16 protein-coding genes are annotated in these 16,941 nt (G+C 53.7%); 9 read left to right on the top strand and 7 right to left on the bottom strand.

The window, feature by feature from the left end; genetic code table 11:
* The first annotated feature begins 3 nt into the window (after positions 1-3).
* The 4 genes from BM025_RS15775 (at position 4) to pcaD (ending at position 4,489) form a co-directional block, all read left to right on the top strand.
* The gene (locus BM025_RS15775) at positions 4-1,296 is read left to right on the top strand and encodes a TRAP transporter large permease (protein WP_085850024.1); all 1,293 of its coding nucleotides are present in this window, start codon (positions 4-6) and stop codon (positions 1,294-1,296) included.
* The gene (locus tag BM025_RS15770; RefSeq protein ID WP_085850023.1) at positions 1,296-2,717 is read left to right on the top strand and encodes an amidase; all 1,422 of its coding nucleotides are present in this window, start codon (positions 1,296-1,298) and stop codon (positions 2,715-2,717) included. The genes BM025_RS15775 and BM025_RS15770 overlap by 1 nt, the downstream gene beginning before the upstream one ends.
* Entirely contained in the window at positions 2,714-3,457 is a 744-nt protein-coding gene (locus BM025_RS15765) for an aspartate/glutamate racemase family protein (RefSeq protein WP_085850022.1), read from the top strand. Before BM025_RS15770 ends, BM025_RS15765 begins: the two co-directional genes overlap by 4 nt.
* 243 nt (positions 3,458-3,700) lie before the next feature.
* Positions 3,701-4,489, top strand: coding sequence for a 3-oxoadipate enol-lactonase (gene pcaD, locus BM025_RS15760; protein WP_085850021.1), 789 nt, complete (start codon positions 3,701-3,703; stop codon positions 4,487-4,489).
* A gap of 46 nt (positions 4,490-4,535) precedes the next feature.
* Here pcaD and BM025_RS15755 read toward each other — a convergent pair whose 3' ends face one another.
* Positions 4,536-5,438, bottom strand: coding sequence for a LysR family transcriptional regulator (locus tag BM025_RS15755; RefSeq protein WP_085850020.1), 903 nt, complete (start codon positions 5,436-5,438; stop codon positions 4,536-4,538).
* A gap of 106 nt (positions 5,439-5,544) precedes the next feature.
* Between BM025_RS15755 and BM025_RS15750 the strand changes: the two genes are divergently transcribed.
* On the top strand, positions 5,545-6,873 hold the full coding sequence (locus BM025_RS15750) for an amidohydrolase family protein (RefSeq protein WP_211753580.1): 1,329 nt from the start codon (positions 5,545-5,547) through the stop codon (positions 6,871-6,873).
* A gap of 79 nt (positions 6,874-6,952) precedes the next feature.
* On the opposite strand, the gene BM025_RS15745 is transcribed toward BM025_RS15750, so the two are convergent.
* From BM025_RS15745 to BM025_RS15720, 6 genes are read right to left on the bottom strand one after another with little or no spacing between them, the layout of a single operon-like run.
* Positions 6,953-7,852, bottom strand: coding sequence for an aromatic ring-hydroxylating oxygenase subunit alpha (locus tag BM025_RS15745; RefSeq protein ID WP_244515878.1), 900 nt, complete (start codon positions 7,850-7,852; stop codon positions 6,953-6,955).
* Positions 7,818-9,230 carry an 8-oxoguanine deaminase gene (locus BM025_RS15740; RefSeq protein WP_085850019.1) on the bottom strand — a complete coding sequence of 471 codons (1,413 nt, stop codon included), beginning with the start codon at positions 9,228-9,230 and terminating at the stop codon, positions 7,818-7,820. The genes BM025_RS15745 and BM025_RS15740 overlap by 35 nt, the downstream gene beginning before the upstream one ends.
* A complete protein-coding gene (locus BM025_RS15735; RefSeq protein ID WP_085850018.1) occupies positions 9,227-10,162 on the bottom strand; it encodes an ABC transporter permease in 936 nt (311 codons plus the stop codon). Before BM025_RS15735 ends, BM025_RS15740 begins: the two co-directional genes overlap by 4 nt.
* Before the next feature lie 19 nt (positions 10,163-10,181).
* A complete protein-coding gene (locus tag BM025_RS15730) occupies positions 10,182-11,237 on the bottom strand; it encodes an ABC transporter permease (protein WP_244515868.1) in 1,056 nt (351 codons plus the stop codon).
* Positions 11,234-12,793 (bottom strand): ABC transporter ATP-binding protein, encoded by a 1,560-nt coding sequence (locus BM025_RS15725; protein ID WP_085850017.1) that lies wholly within the window; start codon positions 12,791-12,793, stop codon positions 11,234-11,236. The genes BM025_RS15730 and BM025_RS15725 overlap by 4 nt, the downstream gene beginning before the upstream one ends.
* A 4-nt stretch (positions 12,794-12,797) precedes the next feature.
* The gene (locus BM025_RS15720) at positions 12,798-13,922 is read right to left on the bottom strand and encodes a BMP family ABC transporter substrate-binding protein (RefSeq protein WP_085850069.1); all 1,125 of its coding nucleotides are present in this window, start codon (positions 13,920-13,922) and stop codon (positions 12,798-12,800) included.
* A gap of 310 nt (positions 13,923-14,232) precedes the next feature.
* Between BM025_RS15720 and BM025_RS15715 the strand changes: the two genes are divergently transcribed.
* The 4 genes from BM025_RS15715 to BM025_RS15700 all read left to right on the top strand — a co-directional run bounded on the left by BM025_RS15715 (position 14,233) and on the right by BM025_RS15700 (position 16,855).
* Positions 14,233-14,493 carry a hypothetical protein gene (locus BM025_RS15715; RefSeq protein ID WP_085850016.1) on the top strand — a complete coding sequence of 87 codons (261 nt, stop codon included), beginning with the start codon at positions 14,233-14,235 and terminating at the stop codon, positions 14,491-14,493.
* A complete protein-coding gene (locus BM025_RS15710) occupies positions 14,493-15,170 on the top strand; it encodes a Rieske (2Fe-2S) protein (protein WP_085850015.1) in 678 nt (225 codons plus the stop codon). Before BM025_RS15715 ends, BM025_RS15710 begins: the two co-directional genes overlap by 1 nt.
* Positions 15,167-15,796, top strand: a complete 630-nt coding sequence (locus BM025_RS15705) for a glutathione S-transferase family protein (protein WP_085850014.1) — start codon at positions 15,167-15,169, stop codon at positions 15,794-15,796. Before BM025_RS15710 ends, BM025_RS15705 begins: the two co-directional genes overlap by 4 nt.
* A 135-nt stretch (positions 15,797-15,931) precedes the next feature.
* Positions 15,932-16,855 (top strand): LysR family transcriptional regulator, encoded by a 924-nt coding sequence (locus BM025_RS15700; protein ID WP_085850013.1) that lies wholly within the window; start codon positions 15,932-15,934, stop codon positions 16,853-16,855.
* Positions 16,856-16,941: the final 86 nt, after the last annotated feature.

Here is a 16,941-nt window from a genome sequence, read left to right as displayed (position 1 = left end):
GCCATGGAATTTCTAACAAACCCCAGCGTCGTTGGATTTCTCGTTTTCATCGTTCTTTTGCTGTTCAACATGCCAATTTTCGCAGCCCTCGGGCTTGGCGCTTTGTTCGTGATTGTGTTCATGGATGCGGCACCTTTGTCGGTCGTGCCCTACATTTTAGGCGGCTCTCTCGACAGCTTCCCCCTGCTTGCCACACCCCTGTTTATTGTAGCGGGGGCGATGATTACGCGGACAGGTATATCTGAACGCATCGTCAATTTGGCGCAAATCGTGCTTGGGTCTCTGCCCGGAGGGTTGGCGTTGACCACGCTTGCCACAGGCGCAATCATCAGTTCCATGTCTGGGTCAAATATCGCGACTGTCGCCGCCCTGAGCTTTTTAATTCCAGCCATGGCCAAGGTCGGTTACCCTCGACCTTTCGCCGTTGCTGTGGTTGCAGCGGGCTGTACCTTTGGCGTTGTTATTCCACCCAGCCTAGGGATGATCATCTACGGTGTGATCACCGAACAATCTATTCCGAAACTCTTTTTCGCAGGCATCGGCCCTGGCCTATTGATGTTGATGATTTTAGGGAGCTGCACATTCTTGATATCCGTCAAAAACGGCTATCGTGGCGTCCCTGTTGAACGGACTTGGGCCAAGTTTTTCGAGGCGCTCAAAGATGCCGCTTGGGGCCTTATGGCGCCCGTAATCGTGCTTGGCGGAATTTACACAGGTCTGTTCACCGCCACCGAAGCCGCCGCCGTGGCTGTTGTTTATCTCTTTGCAATTGACCGCTTGGTGTACCGCAAAATCAAGATGTCCGACTATCCAGATATGTTGTGCGCGTCAGGCAAAACCATCGGCGTTGTTGTCATGATTATCGCCTGTTCGTCGGTCTTTGCGTGGATTTGGCAGACTCAAGGTCTGGCCGCTGCTGTGACGCAAAACTTGATGGATTGGTCAGGCGGAAATTCTCATGTGATCTTGTTGATGATCAACGTGCTTTTGATCATCTCTGGCGCGTTCTTGGAACCTGTAGCCGCGATGTATCTTTTGGTGCCAATGGTACAGCCCAGCCTTGTTGCTGCGGATGTGGATTTGATCCACTTTGGCGCGCTGATGACGGTGAACCTGTCCATGGCGCATTTGACACCGCCTGTCGGAGTCGGGTTATTTTTAGCTGCAAAAGTGGGAAAAGTTCCCTTTGAGACGGCAGCAAAATGGGCCTTGCCATTTATCGCCTGTGAACTTGTGGTGATCCTATTGGTCACCTTTATCCCCGCAATCGCGCTGTTCTTTGCAGGGTATGTTTGATGTCTGAGATTTGGCAAAACGACATATGGGCGCTGAGTGCGATGCTGGCATCAAGCGAGACCACAGCACAGGATTTGTTGACGCAGTATCGTAGTCGCATCAATGATTTAAATGGTGCAGTCAATGCGGTAGTTTATCTAAATCCACAGGCTTTGGATGAAGCAAAAGAAAGCGATTTGCGCCGTGCGCAAGGGCGTGCTTTGGGACCGTTGGATGGCATTCCGATGCTCATAAAAGACAATCTCAACGCCACTGGAATGCCCACAACATGGGGCAGCCCGCTTTTTGCCGATTATATCCCTGAAAGCGACGAGATCCCGATCGAACGGCTAAGACAAGCAGGCGTGGTGTTCATGGGAAAGACCAACGTGCCCGAGTTTACCGTCGAGGGGGTCACCGAAAATCCGATTTTCGGTGTCACTCGCAACCCTTGGGACACCACTAAAATTCCAGGCGGATCAAGCGGTGGCAGTGTCGCCGCCGTCGCTTTGGGACTGTCGCCATGCTCTGTCGGGACGGACGGTGGCGGGTCTGTGCGTCGCCCCGCGAGCTACACCAACCTTGTCGGCATGAAGACCAGCATAGGGCGTGTTCCCCGCGGCAACGGGTTGCCGCAACTTTTGTTAGATATGGAAACTGTCGGCCCCATCACGCGGTCCGTGCGCGATCAAGCCATGCTTTTGGATGCGCTTTCTGGCCCTGATCGGCGGGATCATCGTTCGATGCGGTTTGGCGCGCCCAGTTTTTGTGCAACTTTGGATGAGGCCCCTAAAAACTTGCGCATTCTTGCAGTCGAAATCATTGACAATGCGCCAGTAGACCCAGAGATCACCCGCAGTTTTCGAGCCATGACTGATACTTTGGCATCCCTTGGACATGACGTATCTTTTGGTCCCTTACCTGTTGATGTGCGCCCCCTTTACGAGCGCTGGACAACCATCGCGGATATCGGCCTTGCTTTGTTGCTGCAGCGCAATCCTGACATGGCCAAAACAGCATCACCGAAATACGTCGACTGGGCGCACAAATCGTATCATGCGCCGCACCTGCTTGAAATTATTGAAATAATAGACACACTGCGCAATCAGGCTGCCATGGCGTTTGACAGCGTGGATATCATCATGACGCCGTCGTCGGCTGCGATGCCTTGGTCGACAGAAATGCCATTTCCGACACATATTAACGGCGGGCCGTCTGGGCCGCGCGGCTCTGCTGTGTTTTCAGGATGGGTCAATGCCATAGGCCACCCTGCGATCAGCATTCCGGGGCAACATGGCGTGTCAGGCATGCCAATTGGCGTTCAGTTTACATCCGACTTTGGCCAAGACGCGATGCTTTTAAGTCTTGCACAACAGATCGAACAAAGCACTCCATGGCAGACAAATTGGCCGTCGCTCGCACATAAGGAAAATCTGGTATGAAAATTCTTGTTCTCAACCCAAACACGTCCCAAGGCGTCACCGACAAAATCGCAGCCGTGGCGCGGCGTGCAGCGGCCGCAGACACCGAACTTGAATTCATCACAGCGCCCTACGGCGTGCCCTATATCGCCACCCGCACCGAGGCTTTAATCGCGGGGCAAATCGCGTTGGAAGTGATCGCAGAGCGCGAACATGAATGGGATGCAGTGGTGCTGGCGGCGTTTGGCGACCCAAGCCTCAGTGCCTTGCGTGAGATATTTTCGATCCCGATCATTGGACTGGCCGAGGCTTCAATGCTGATGGCCTGCCCATTAGGGCGTAATTTTTCTATCGTATCGTTTTCGACCAATTTGCAAGCTTGGTATCGTGAATGCGTTGAGTGGCACAAAATGGACAACCGTCTTGCCAGTATTCGGATGCTTGATAAGCCGTTCAATGATGTCAACGCCGTGCAATCCGACTTTGAAGACATGCTTGTCGACCTGTCTTTGCGCGCCATTCAAGAAGACGGTGCAGAGGTCATTATCACCGCAGGCGCACCTCTTGCGGGGTTGGCCAGCCGTGTGAGAGATCGCATTCCAGTGCCTGTGATTGAAGGTGTCGCTGCTGCGGTTGGTATGGCCGAGGCGATGTGCCGTCAAAATCCGCGTGCGCCAGAAACAGGGGCATTCAAACGCCCCGTGGCAAAAGAGTCATCTGGGTTATCTGACACGTTGACGGCTTTGCTGAGCAATAAATAGGACCATCAGAAAAGAAGGCGCCGATCAGATTGCATTTAAAAGGGCCGTGCTGCCGCGTTTTAGGGGCGTGCGCGCAGAAAACGCACATCATTTTTCTGGCAGTTTTGTCATTGAATACATATACCCAAGCCAAACAAAACATTAGAGCTTATCAATAGTGATCATACGCCATCACTCTGAAGCTCTTGTTGTTCATGCCTGAAAACGACACTTTGGGCGACTGGTATCCACAAGGAAATGCCGATGATCTTTGAAACCTTCACCACATTCAACGGTATTTACCACGGGTATCGTGCCCCCCAAAGTGGCGCTCCAACGCTGGTCTTTTCAAACTCGCTGGGGACCGACCTAAGGGTTTGGGACCGCGTCATTCATCGCCTGCCAAACAGCTGGGGCATTTTGCGGTCCGACAAGCGGGGTCATGGACTTAGTACAATGGCTGAAACGCTGAGCATTGAAACGATGACAGACGATGTTGAAATCTTGTTGGATCACCACAACATTGGCCCCTTTATCGGCGTCGGTCTGTCCGTCGGTGGGCTGATCATGCAGCGCCTTGCGGTGCGCCGCACACAGGGCGCGCAGGCCATGACCCATCTGGTTTTGTCAGATACAGCCGCTCAAATCGGCTCACCCGAGGTGTGGAATCCACGTATAGAGACGGTTCTGACCGATGGGATTGCCGCGATTGGGGATACGATTTTATCGCGCTGGTTTGCCCCTGCTTATCGCGAGACCGAAGATTTCGCGATGTGGCGCATGATGTTAGAGCGCACCCCTGCCAAAGGTTATGCTCAGGTCTGCGCCGCCATTCGCGACGCAGACTATAGGGACGCGCTGGCAGATATCGCGCAACCCACGCTGGTACTTGTTGGTGCGCAAGACAGTTCGACTCCGCCCGCATTGGTGAAAGCGACTGCGGATGCCATTCAAACGGCAACATTTTGCGAAATTGACACCGCTGGGCATTTGCCATGCGTCGAACAGCCCGATGTTTTTGCGACCCTGTTGAAATCGCATATCGGCGCTTAAACTGGGCTTTCAACATCTGAGTTGAAACGACAAAGGCCCCGTCAGTCTAAACCTCTAGGGCTTGCATCTGCGCGACTATAATTGTGCTCATGGCCTTTCCAACATCAGTTAACGCATCTGGATCGCGGCAGAACAGCGAGAGCGATGTGGAAAAATGTGCCAGAGACAGCGGGATGAAACACAGCTCGCCCTTTTTGACCTCTTCACGCACATCTAACTCGGTCAAGATGCACAGCCCCATCCCGTCCTGAACCAAGGTTTTGATCGAAGCGATGGAATTTGCGCTGGCGATTTTGCGGACCGAGGCATGTTGGCGCAAGAAAATGCTTTCGGTCAGCGATCCGATGGTCAACGCAGGGTCAGCCGAGACAAAGTCTTGATCCGCGATATCTTCGATTTTTATAGATGTTTTAACTGCCAAAGGGTGTGACGGCGCGACAATAACGCCAAGCGCAAGGTGACTGGTGCACACAATACTGACCCCGCTGTCCTTGGGCGTGTTGAATGCCACGGCAAGATCGACCGTGCCTTTTTTAATGTGACCTAGGATCGCTTCTGTTCCGCCGACCAGCACTTCAAGTTTGACATGGGGAAACCGATTGCGCAGCTCGCGAAACGCCGATGGCAAGAATTCAGCAACCAAGCATTCCATAACACCAACACGAATTGTGCCGTTGTGGTCCGACCGCAATCCGTCAAGTTCCGCATCAATATTGACCGTTTCGAGCTGCCATTTGCGGATTTGTGTGATCAAAATTTTCCCTGCTTTATTGGGGCGCATACCGCGTGGCAGCCGGTCGAACAGCATCTGACCGTATTCATGTTCAAGATTAATAATTTGACGGTTTAAAGCTGAGGGACTGGTGTTCATCAACTCCGCAGCTTTGCGGATCGACCCATGTCGGGCAACCATTTCAAGAGAAATTGCAGCAGTGGTGAGCAGCGGCATAATAGGGTCCAAACTGTCCTAATTTTTAGCACAGTATGGTGCAATATGCATTCTGGTCAAGACAGTCAGATGCCCCTAGCCTTTTCATTAAGCAAAAGGAAAAACCATGACTATAGACATCGCAATCATCAACGGCACAGTGATGCCGATGGGATCAGCAGCGCCAATTGAACGCGGCACGGTGACCATCAAAGGCAGCAAAATCGTGGCGGTCGGCACCGCGGAGAGCATCGATATCTCAGGCGCGACCAAGGTGATTGATGCCAATAACTGTTTGGTTATGCCGGGGTTTTGCGACAGTCACACTCATATCGCATCTAATATGCTGCTGCGCGGCCTGCTTGAAGACGTGCGCCTGTTTGAATGGCTGTCCACCATGTGGCAGTTGAAACAAAACTTTGATCCCGAAACTCTATATTGGGCCAGTATGAACGGCCTTGTCGAGATGGTGAAATCTGGCATCACGTCATTCAACGAACATTTCGATGCTTACGCTGTCGCACCTCAAATTGAAGCACTCAAAGTGATCCCTTTGCGCGCCACGCTTGGCTATGGGTTTGCAGATCGAGGCATCTACGAATCCATCACAGACTGGTCTTGGCAAACCCTGCATGGCTTTGGCGATCTTGTCGTCAAACACCATCACAGCAACGACGGCCTGTTGCAGATCGGACTGTCCCCTCATGCGCCCTATTCGTGCGGCCCTGAGATGTACAAACTGGTGCGCGAAGTCGCGGATGCCCACAAAGTGCCGATCCACACCCATTTGGCAGAAGGTCCGCAAGAAATGGGTTATGTCGCTGAAACCTATGGTACATCCCCCGTGCGCTGGTTGCATTCGCTTGGGTTTTTACAGCCAGATGTCACAGCCGCGCATTGTACGCAACTTGACGATGACGATGCGCGCATTCTCGGCGAGACTGGCACTAAAATCGCCCACTGCCCCGTCTGCAATGCCAAGCTGGCATCAGGCACTTTGCACCTAAAATGCGTGCAAAAACATGGGGTGACGGTCGGTCTTGCCACCGATGGTCCGGCCAGCCACAACACGCTTGATATGTTCCAAGAGATGAAATTTGCAGGGATCATTCACAAAGACAAAACAGGAGACGCACAGTTCCTGAAAACAAGTGAAATTCTTGAGATGGCCACGGCAGAGGGCGCAAAGGCGATGAACAGACCAGAGACGGGCCAATTGGTGCCGGGTCTGGCCGCCGATGTGATCGTGATCAACCTTGATACGACGCACACCATGCCGCTGTACGACCCCGCTGCTGCACTGGTTTATTCAAGCCGTGCTGACGATGTAATCCACACGATTGTTGCAGGTCGCATTCTTATGGAAAACCGCGTGGTGGCAGGCATTGACGAGGCAGAAGTTCGAGCGAGATTTCGCGAGAAAGCACATGCCCTGCGCAAACGCAGCTTAGGGTGATCGGCGTGTCACGTGCCTGCAGTAATGCACGTTGCCTCATCCGCAGTTGAGGTCACTCAACATACACAAAGGATCACACTTATGCGGCGTCCGCTTTTGGCCCAGCAGACGTGCCATAAACACAGCCCTTTTCTTTCAACCAGCGCCGATACGCGATCGAAATAGCATCGGCGCGCGTTGGCGTTTCAATGCGCGGTTCAATCGGCAACAGCACGGGGCGTTGGTTTTCCAAAATGATACGATCTTGCAAAAAAATCACCTGTTGAAACGAAATCAAATCCGCATCACGCGCGCCATCATCAATCAAAAACATCACCGGATGCGCACGGCACAGGCCCGGCTGCATGGGTTGTACAAACAGAGCAATCACATCCCAACGTTCTGAGGCGACGGGGCAGGTTTTATACAGCACAGCCGCGAACGGCGTCGTGACCCGGTACATATATTCGGTTTCGATGGCCCCCTCGGCTGACAAAGCCGCCTTGGGTTGGGTGAATTTACAATCGGTGGCCCAAACTTCATCCACATCGCGGCGAATTTCAGCTTTGTAAGTTAGAACCTCAGTGTGGGGTTCTGACCCAAGAATATCTGTGTGAACGAACGGGAAATGCGCCATATCAAGAAAGTTTTCCACCACACGCGGCCCAGCGGCAGCGACGCGGATCGCACCGCAAGGCACATATCGGCGGTCCGTTTCAATGGTCTCAGGAATATCAAAGACATCGCCCTTTGGCGCACCAAGGCTCGTCCAGATATAGCCATAGCGCAGCTGTGTCGGCAGCGTGCGTCCCTGCGCCGAGACACGTATATCATCGCCATCACGGACAAGATAAATCTGCGTTCCCAGCAACATCGTCACGTCCCCATCAGGGCTAATATCGTCCACCTGCCCAATGCAAAACCACTGGTTCAGTGTTCCAAGGTCAATCGTTTCAGACAGATCATCAAGCATCGTAAATTCGTTCCAAATTGCGCGCATGATCATCCAGCGCCTTTTCAACATCCAGCCGTGTGAATTGCTTTTTCTCTATCACAGGTACGCCGTTGATAAAGGAATAATCGACCTCAAACGGACCACACATCACGAGCGCTGCAAGTGGGTCACGCTGTGTCCCCGCCAACCCCAGTTGGTTCAAATTAATGGCAATTACATCTGCAGATTTACCCGCTGCGATCTGGCCAATATCAGTGCGCCCCAGCAATTTCGCACCGCCGCGCGTTGCCATATTCAACACTTCGCGCACAGACATCGCGGCTGGCGTGCCGCCAAATCCGCCACGCCCCCCCGGAGCTTCGGACAGGTATTGATTGGGCGCAACACGTTGTAGCATCATCCCCATTCGCGCCTCTAGGAACATGTTCGATGTATCGTTGCTGGCCGATCCATCAACGCCAAGCCCCACCGTAACACCCGCATCCAGCATCTCGCGGGCTCGCATAATGCCAAGACCGCAGCGCATGTGGGCCGATGGGCAAAACGTGGCCCCTGTGCCGCTATCAGCAAAGGCTTTTATTTCGGCATCATTGAGAAAAATCGCATGGGCGAACCAAACATCATCACCAAGCCAACCAACACTTTCTGCAAATTCAACCGACCGCATGCCGTACATTTCGTTGCAATAGACCTCTTCATCCAGAACTTCTGCGATATGAGAATGCAAACGCACGCCGTCAAACGAGCGGGCCAATTGTGCTGCCTCTTTCATCAAACCCGGCGTGACGGAAAACGGCGAACACGGCGCCATCACAATGCGTGTCATCGCGTGCTCGGACATATCGTGGTACGTGTGGATCAGGCGCTCTGCATCCTTAAGGATCGCTTCTTCATTCTCGACACAGCTATCAGGCGGAAGCCCGCCCTGACTTTCACCACGCGACATGGCACCGCGCGCAGCATGAAACCGCAACCCCATTTCTTGCGCAACACGGATAGGCGTGTCCAAGGTGCAATCGTTGGGCATGATGTATTGGTGATCGGATGACGTGGTGCACCCAGATGCAATCAGTTCCGCCATCGCCATCCGCGACGTGGTTTCAATCGCTGCATCGTCAATATTGGCCCAGATGGGGTAAAGTGTTTTCAGCCAAACGAAAAGCGGATCATCTTGCACCATCACACGGGTGAGGTTTTGATAGAAATGATGATGCGTGTTCACCATGCCGGGCATAACAACATGGCCCGTCAGATCAATCACACGATCTGCAGTGATATCGGAAAAACCAGCCATCGGGCCGACTTTTTCGATCACATTGTCGCGCATCAAAATGCCAGCATCGGTCAGTTCTGTTCCTGCTCCGCCCGCGTCATCATTGAAACACGCAAGGTGAGAAATATTCTTAAGAAATGTTGTGGTCATCGGTCATCTCGGAAATAAGGTTGTGTCAGCCCTTCTGGGGCAGCCATGATGCGGCGCATTTTTTGCCACGCCAAAACAGGCAAGATCATCAAAGCGATTGTGCCCAAGTACGGCAGCATCGCTAAAACAGAGGCCGCCACAGGCCAATTGCGGGCTTGGCCAACGAACCCAAGGGCTGTGATAAAGCCGAACAGCAGCGCTGCCAGAACGACATTGATAGGGCGAAAGCCGGCGAAAATAACAAGTGCGACGGCGATCCACCCCCGTCCGGAAACGACGCCTTCCGACCAGCTTGGCACAAAGGCAAGCGTCAGATACCCGCCAGCCCCCGCCGCCAAAGACGCACCCAGAGATGTGTACCAAAACCGCATTTTCATGACGGAAATACCCGCGGCGTCCGCTGCGGCAGGGTTTTCACCAACAGCCCGCATGTTCAGTCCATGACGGGTGTAAAACATCACGTAGTGCACCAGAACAGGCAGTGCCAAAAAAATAATATAAACCAAAATGTTATGACTGAATAAGGCCCGCCCCCAAAAAGGTAAATCCGACAAAATTGGAATATCAACTTTGGCAAATGTAGCCGCCGCAGGTGAGCCGGAAAACGGCTTCCCAAGCGTTGCGGCCAGTCCAAGCCCGATATACGTCAAGGCAAGGCCCGCCAGCACCTGATTGGCGCGCACAACAACCGTTGCAAGGGCAAACACCATGCCTGCGACAAGCCCCACAAGCAAGGCGGCTGAAAAGCCAAGCCATGGGACGGGGGCCACAGAAACAACTGCGATGCCGGTCATTGCCCCCAACGCAATCAGCCCCTCAACACCGAGATTCACAACCCCAACTCGTTCGGCCAGAACTTCGCCAAGCGCAGCCAGCGCAAGGACACCGCCCGCAAGAAATGCTGTCTGAATAAGACCTGCCAGTACATCCATGTCCACAGTTCCCTTTGTTTTAATCTTGAGGTTGAATGGTGCGAAGCACGCGGTATCGCGCAAATTCATCACCGATTGCAGCGTACAAAAGGATCAACCCAGTCACGGCCAAAACAGTTTGCGTCGTCAGCCCTTGGGGCTGTAAAATGATCCCGCCATTCAAGACGACAGCCATAAACAAAGCGCTCACGATCACACCCAGCGGTGCAGCGCGCGCCAGAACGGCAACCATAATACCGATATATCCAAAGTTATTTGAAATGCCGCCCTGCAGGCGATGGACCGTCCCCGCGACTTCCATCACGCCGCCCAGTCCCGCAAGAGCGCCAGACAGCAGCATAACAAAGATCAAATGACGGCGTACAGGCATCCCCGCGTACAGCGCATTGCCCGGGTTTGAACCGCCGATGCGCACTTCATAGCCCCATTTGGTGTAGTTAAAGGCAATCGCCAAAACCACAGCCAACCCAAGTGCTACGGGTAATCCCCAATGCACGATATCCCAAATTTCCGGGATCGCCACAGGCAAGCGTGCGGTGGTGGCAAGCGCCATGCCCGAACTGTCAAGCCAAGGGCCAGTTGCGACAAAATACACCAACAAGGTCGCGACGAAATTCATCAAAAGCGTTGTGATCAGCTCACTGACACCCGCATAGGCGCGCGCCAAAGTGGGAATTAAAATCCACAATGCCCCGCCGATCATGCCCGCCAAAACCATCAGCGGCAAGATCAGCACAGGGGGCCCAGCAACAAAAAGACCAACACCCGCAGCTGAAAAAGCGCCAAGGTTAAACTGGCCTTCTGCGCCAATATTCCACACACCGACACGCATCCCGATTGCGACAGCAAGTCCACAATAAAGCAACGGCGAAAACAACAATGCGAGGTCTGCGATCCCAAAGCTGGACCCAAACGTAGATGATATCACCTTGGCACCAAGCGCGAGCGGTTCCATGCCTGCCAGTTTCAAAATTAGGCCCGCTGTCGCAAGCGCTGCTATCACAGACACCAGCCGAGCGGCAAAGGCGACGGCGGGGGATGCGGCGGGCAATCGTTGTAAACGATATGACATCATGTGTTGCGTCTCCCGCCCATCATCAAACCGATGTCTTCGATGTCGACACCTTCACCGGGCACAATGCCCATTATTTCTCCGTGGAACATCACGGCAATTCGATCTGCCAAATTCACCAGCTCTTCCAACTCTTCAGAAATCAAAATCACAGCTACGCCACGGTCCCGCAATTCCACAAAATAATGCATCATGGTGTTGATTGCGCCCACGTCCAATCCACGCGATGGATAGGCCGCGATCAGCACTTTATCCGCGATGCGCATTTCACGCCGCGCCACTAGGCGTTGCTGGTTGCCCCCTGACAGATTGCGTGCGGGCATGGCAAAATCAGGCACCATGACCTCGGCCAGTTTGGCGATTTCTTGGGCCAGATGCAGCGCCTGACGCGGAATATACCACGGCCCCTGGGCCAGTGGCGCGTCTGCGTATTCGCGCAGCACTGTGTTGTCGGTGATCGACAAAGCGGGCGACATGCCTGCGTGCAAACGATCTTCGGGGATATGCCCGACGCCCGCTTCGGCCATCGCGCGCGCGCCACTCATTGACACGTCCACCCCGTCCAGATGCACCTGCCCTGAACTGGGCACAGCCAGCCCTGTTAGCATATGACTAAGTTCGCGTTGCCCATTGCCCGCGACACCCGCGATGCCAAGCACTTCGCCTGCGTGTAAATCCAGCGACACATTTTTAAGCAGCATCGCACCGTGCGATTTTAAACTGACGTCTTTCAGGGACAAAACCGGTGCGCCAATGGTTGCCCCTTTGGGCCGCTCTCGCAGGTTATTCAAGACAATCTCACGTCCGACCATCATTTGAGCGAGACTTTTCTCGGTACAGCTTTCGGTCCATTCCGTCGCGACCTTACGACCACCGCGCAAAATTGTGACACGGTTGGAAATTTCGACCACTTCATCCAATTTGTGACTGATAAAAATAACCGCATTCCCGCGCGCTGTGAACGCGCGCAAAGCCACGAACAGCTCACGCGCTTCGGCGGGGGTCAAAACGGCGGTGGGTTCGTCCAAGATCAACACCTTGGCGTCACGGGCCAGCACTCGCAAAATTTCGACACGTTGCTGTTCCCCTGTGGACAGGTCCGAGACACGTGCGCTGGCATTCACCGTCAAACCTAAATCTTGTGACAGCTTTTGTGTGCGCGCCTCAAGCGTGCGGGCAGAAATGCGCGCGGGGGTTTGCGACCACCCAAGGTGGACATTTTCCGCAACAGTAAACGCATTGACCAGCTTGAAATGTTGGTGAACCATCCCGATCCCTGCTGCAATCGCATCAATCGGAGATGAAAATTCAGCAGTTTCGCCATCGCGCAAAATTTCACCAGCATCCGCTTGATAAATGCCAGTGAGAATGTTCATGAGAGTGGACTTGCCCGCACCGTTTTCACCCAAAAGCGCATGAATTTCGCCGGGGTAAATCGCGAGATCAACGTCTTCGTTTGCGATCACACCTGGAAAATACTTTGCCACGCCGCGCAAAGCCACCAAAGGTGGCGTCCCGGGGGCAAGCCCGAGACGCGATTGTATAGATACGGTCCCCATTGGATCAGCTATCGAGACCAAAGACGCCTTCGACGGACCAGTTCCAATGATACAGTTCTTGCTCTGTCATCGCCTGCCCTGCGGCGACTTTAACGTTGCCTTTGCTGTCTTTGATTTCGCCCACAAACGGGTTCCAACCCTCAGTCAGCATTTTGGTACGTGCCATATCAGCTTTGGCTGCGACTTCGGCAGGCACTGTTGCGCCCCAAGCATCACGATCCACACCACCGGACAATGGCAACAAATCGGCAGTTGGGGTCCACGTGCCTTCAAGACGGCGTCTGACTTGTTCAACGTAGAAGGCTTTGAAATCAACCATCACAGAGGTGATGTACGCATCTGGCCCATAGCGGCGCAGATCCGTGTTCCACATCACAGCCTTTGCGCCACGTTCTTGTGCCACCTGCAAATAGCCCGCTTCGTCCATAATCCCGAACAACACGTCACACCCGTTGTCCAACAAAGCCGTCCCAGCCTGCGTGGCGGCTTGTGGGTCGAACCATGAGTTGATGATGATCGTCTGCAGCGTCGCCTCAGGGTTGACTGTGCGTGCGCCCATCAAAAAGGCGTTGGTGCCTGAATAAACGGATGGCACGGGGAAAGACCCGATATAGCCAAGCTTGCCCGACGCAGACATCGCGCCTGCAGCGATCCCAGCAACGTAAGATGGGTACCAGTGCTGAACGTAATAGTTGCCAAGGTTGTCCAAAGGCGCACGCCCATCGCATTCATAAAATGCAACATCAGGTGCGCGCTTGGCAACGTCATACAAAAAGTCGCCATAGCTGGATGTTGCAAAGACCATGTTTGCGCCCTCAGACACAAATTGGCGAAAAATGCGGGTCGCATCAGCGGAATATGGAATGGATTCGACAAAAGTGGTTTTGATCCCCGGGAATGCCGCTTCGACGGCTTTCATCCCTTGGTCATGCGCCCATGTCCAACCTTCGTCAGATGTCGGACCCGTGTGTCCAAACGCGATCAATGCATCTTCTGCGGCGATAGGGGCCAGTGGGGATGCGGCAGATGCAGGGCGGATCAAACCTGTGCCAGAGAGCAACGCCCCTGCACCGGCCATAGCCCCCATGTTCAAAAAGCCACGGCGGGAAAGATCTTTTGTGCTAAACATTGATGATACCTCTTTGCTGTTGGTGCCTGCCCACTCAAGCGGCGATTTCGCCTCTTTTGGGATGCATAATTTACGGATGCCAAACGGGGCATGAACTGCCACTCTCATGGTCTCCCTCAGAGCTAGCGCAATTTTTTTGCAGGTGCCTAGTCCAGAAAAACCGACGGCAATGTTGCGATTGGCGCAACACTTGACCTTCTTGTGATCCGTTGAATAATTGAATCGAAACCCGTCAATCTTGGCGAAAAAACCAATTATTTAGCAGTTTTTCCCATGAAACCCTTCAAAAACGACAAGCGGAGCATTTGAAATGCAAATCGACACTGTGACGTTTACCTTTGGTGGCGACTTGCCTGTGGCCAGTTTTGCGGAATTCGCGCAACACCGAGCTGCCCGTTTATCGCTCACTTTGGAAACCGTTGCACAAAATTCAGACACAATGACAGTTCGCGTCCATGGGCCGACAGATTTAGTGGATGCTTTTGAGATGGCGATGAGCCTTGGACCTGCAGATTGCATCGTGTCCGATGTGCGCCGAACCGACAATAATCCCAACAGGAGTGAAACCTAATGACAATGACGGGATGGATTCCCCTATCGCTATCGCATGACATCGAAGCTGGCAGTTCAGCGGGCGCCGTTTTGAATGGTGCTGAAGTCGTGGTGTGGCGCGACACAGATGGCCGCCCCCATATTTGGGAAGACCGCTGCCCCCACCGCGGCATGAAACTGAGCTTTGGCTTTGTGCGCGGCGATCATATTGCGTGCCTTTATCATGGCTGGGAGTTTGGCGAGACAGGTCAGTGCCAAAAAATCCCCGCGCATCCAGATTTAGAGGTGCCCAAGTCAATCTGCGCACAGACATATTCAGTTGCCGAGGCTGCTGGCATGATCTGGGTCCATACCCCACTTGAAACTACAGAAGCCAATACATCGCCATCGCCCAGCGCCCCGACCAGTCGAGTGGCCCACTGTGTGCGGTCACTCTATCTAGATGTGCCTCTTGAGCGCGCTTTGGCAGCTTTGCCTGCGGCTTTTGGTGCATCGGTGAAAGTTGAAAACTCTGTTGCGTCCATTAATGCTCCATTGGTCGACCTGCACATCGGGCTGCACCCCGTCACGGACACGCAATGCGCCTTGCATATCACGGCCGAAGGACAGCCCGACACCGCAGTTTTGCTAGATATTCTTGCACGGGCTGAAAAATTGCGCGGATCACTTGAAGCCGAATTGGAAACAGCACGATGACTCTCCCCACCCTTTATAACTTTGATCTAGACGATCATTGCTATCGCCTACGCCTGACCGCATCCATCTGCGGCGTTGATCTGGACATCTTGAATATCAACACGTTTCCCGGGCACGATCATTTGGCCCCTGACTATTTGCTTAAAAATCCACTGGGTCGTGTTCCGACTTTGGAACATGATGGGCTGATTTTGCGTGAAACAGCAGCGATCCAAACCTATATAGCCGCCCTATCCAAAAACAAATCTTTCGTTCCTGAAAGCCTTGTTGAACAGGCAGCTATGACCGATTGGATGATTTTTGCAGACCGCGATCTTGCCTCTGCCAGCGCCGCCCGTGCAACGGCCCTGCTCGATGTGCCGGGGGATGGCCCTGCCCTAACTGCGACAGCGCGCAAGATGCTGCAGATCATGGAAGATCACATGACGCGGCAACGTGTTTTGGGCAAAGCCTTTTTCGTGGCGAACACTGTCACGCTTGCCGACCTTGCCCTGTTTCCGGCCTTTGCGTTGTCGCGTGACTTCAGCATTGATCATGACGCCTTTCCTGCGCTGCGCCGTTGGGCGCGCCAGCTGCGCACGGTCGACGGATTTATAACCATGCCCGGAATACCCGATTACCACTGATCGCTTACATCCCTTACCCCTTACAGGCAGTTTTATGACCCAAACGATCTCTTCCCCCCCTGCACAGAACCCCATCAAGGGACCACACCTCCCCCTCAGTGGCGCGGCACTTTTGGATGTTTGGGCGATCATCTGATGGAATTGCACCGTCTTGGCCTTGTTTCATCCGGCGTTCACCATTTCATGCTTGTTGCGCGCTTGAAATCTATTCGCCAAGCCGCGCTGTATCTCAATGTTGCGCCCTCTTCGATCAGCCGCTCTATCAAACAGTTGGAAGAAAACATCGGCATGCCGCTGTTCGAGCGAACGAAGCAGCGCCTTAGACTGACCTCAGCTGGGGAATTGATGCTGTACCATGTGCAGCAGTCCAGCGTGGAAATGAACCGCGCCATGACCGAGATAGGCGACCTGCAAGGGCTACGACGCGGCACTGTGACGCTTGCCGTGATCGAAAGCGCTGCACGTGGGTTGGTGTCTGATGTTCTGGCAGGCTTTTGGGTGCGTCATCCTGATATATGTGTGGATGTGCGCGTCACCGGTTCGCAAGACGCGGTGGATATGGTCGCGCAAGGGGACGCCGATATCGCCATCGCTTTTGACACCAGCACGCCCCATAGCACACGACGCTTTGCGGTCACGTCGCTGCCCTTGGGGGTTCTGGTCCCCCCTGGTAGTCGCCTCACCAAACACGAAGGGCCGCTGCGAGTTTATGACCTAGCTGGGGAACGGGTCATCCTACCAGATGGGTCTTTGACGCTTGGCAGTTCGGTCGAACAGATCCTGCCGGGGTCTTTTGTCGAATTTTCGCGGCGCACACAGACCAATTCAATCGGATTGATGATCGATCTGGCGATCAAAGGGCTTGGCATCATCATGCAGACCAAAATGGGCGTTCAGGCAGAAATTAGTCGTGGGCAACTTGTGTTCATCCCCTTGAAAGACCCGCGACTGCAAAAACGCAGATTGTCCCTTATTTCGCGTCCTAAAAACGAAGCCTCAGAAGCCACAGAAGCGCTCAGCACCAGCCTTGCCAAAGCGATTGAACGCCTTGGGGCATAGGTGTTGCGTAAAGTCGAACATGACCGTCGAAAATGAGAGACTTTTCGGCACACTTTTGCTCTGACATGCTGTTTGTATTCACAATT

The sequence above is a fragment of the Pacificibacter marinus genome (assembly GCF_900109555.1).
In the GTDB taxonomy this organism is placed as follows: Bacteria; Pseudomonadota; Alphaproteobacteria; order Rhodobacterales; family Rhodobacteraceae; genus Celeribacter; species Celeribacter marinus_C.
Note: the sequence above shows the minus strand (reverse complement) of the source record. Positions and strands in the feature narration are given on the sequence as shown.

What these genes read in the sequence shown, in the direction of transcription:
- BM025_RS15775 (WP_085850024.1), top strand. Translation starts at nt 4, where the DNA reads ATGGAATTTCTAACAAACCCCAGCGTCGTTGGATTTCTCGTTTTCATC.
- BM025_RS15700 (WP_085850013.1), top strand. Translation starts at nt 15,932, where the DNA reads ATGGAATTGCACCGTCTTGGCCTTGTTTCATCCGGCGTTCACCATTTC.
- BM025_RS15740 (WP_085850019.1), bottom strand. Translation starts at nt 9,230, where the DNA reads ATGACCACAACATTTCTTAAGAATATTTCTCACCTTGCGTGTTTCAAT.
- BM025_RS15770 (WP_085850023.1), top strand. Translation starts at nt 1,296, where the DNA reads ATGTCTGAGATTTGGCAAAACGACATATGGGCGCTGAGTGCGATGCTG.
- BM025_RS15730 (WP_244515868.1), bottom strand. Translation starts at nt 11,237, where the DNA reads ATGATGTCATATCGTTTACAACGATTGCCCGCCGCATCCCCCGCCGTC.
- BM025_RS15755 (WP_085850020.1), bottom strand. Translation starts at nt 5,438, where the DNA reads ATGCCGCTGCTCACCACTGCTGCAATTTCTCTTGAAATGGTTGCCCGA.
- BM025_RS15705 (WP_085850014.1), top strand. Translation starts at nt 15,167, where the DNA reads ATGACTCTCCCCACCCTTTATAACTTTGATCTAGACGATCATTGCTAT.
- BM025_RS15735 (WP_085850018.1), bottom strand. Translation starts at nt 10,162, where the DNA reads ATGGATGTACTGGCAGGTCTTATTCAGACAGCATTTCTTGCGGGCGGT.
- BM025_RS15750 (WP_211753580.1), top strand. Translation starts at nt 5,545, where the DNA reads ATGACTATAGACATCGCAATCATCAACGGCACAGTGATGCCGATGGGA.
- BM025_RS15710 (WP_085850015.1), top strand. Translation starts at nt 14,493, where the DNA reads ATGACAATGACGGGATGGATTCCCCTATCGCTATCGCATGACATCGAA.
- BM025_RS15715 (WP_085850016.1), top strand. Translation starts at nt 14,233, where the DNA reads ATGCAAATCGACACTGTGACGTTTACCTTTGGTGGCGACTTGCCTGTG.
- pcaD (WP_085850021.1), top strand. Translation starts at nt 3,701, where the DNA reads ATGATCTTTGAAACCTTCACCACATTCAACGGTATTTACCACGGGTAT.
- BM025_RS15720 (WP_085850069.1), bottom strand. Translation starts at nt 13,922, where the DNA reads ATGTTTAGCACAAAAGATCTTTCCCGCCGTGGCTTTTTGAACATGGGG.
- BM025_RS15765 (WP_085850022.1), top strand. Translation starts at nt 2,714, where the DNA reads ATGAAAATTCTTGTTCTCAACCCAAACACGTCCCAAGGCGTCACCGAC.
- BM025_RS15745 (WP_244515878.1), bottom strand. Translation starts at nt 7,852, where the DNA reads ATGCGCGCAATTTGGAACGAATTTACGATGCTTGATGATCTGTCTGAA.
- BM025_RS15725 (WP_085850017.1), bottom strand. Translation starts at nt 12,793, where the DNA reads ATGGGGACCGTATCTATACAATCGCGTCTCGGGCTTGCCCCCGGGACG.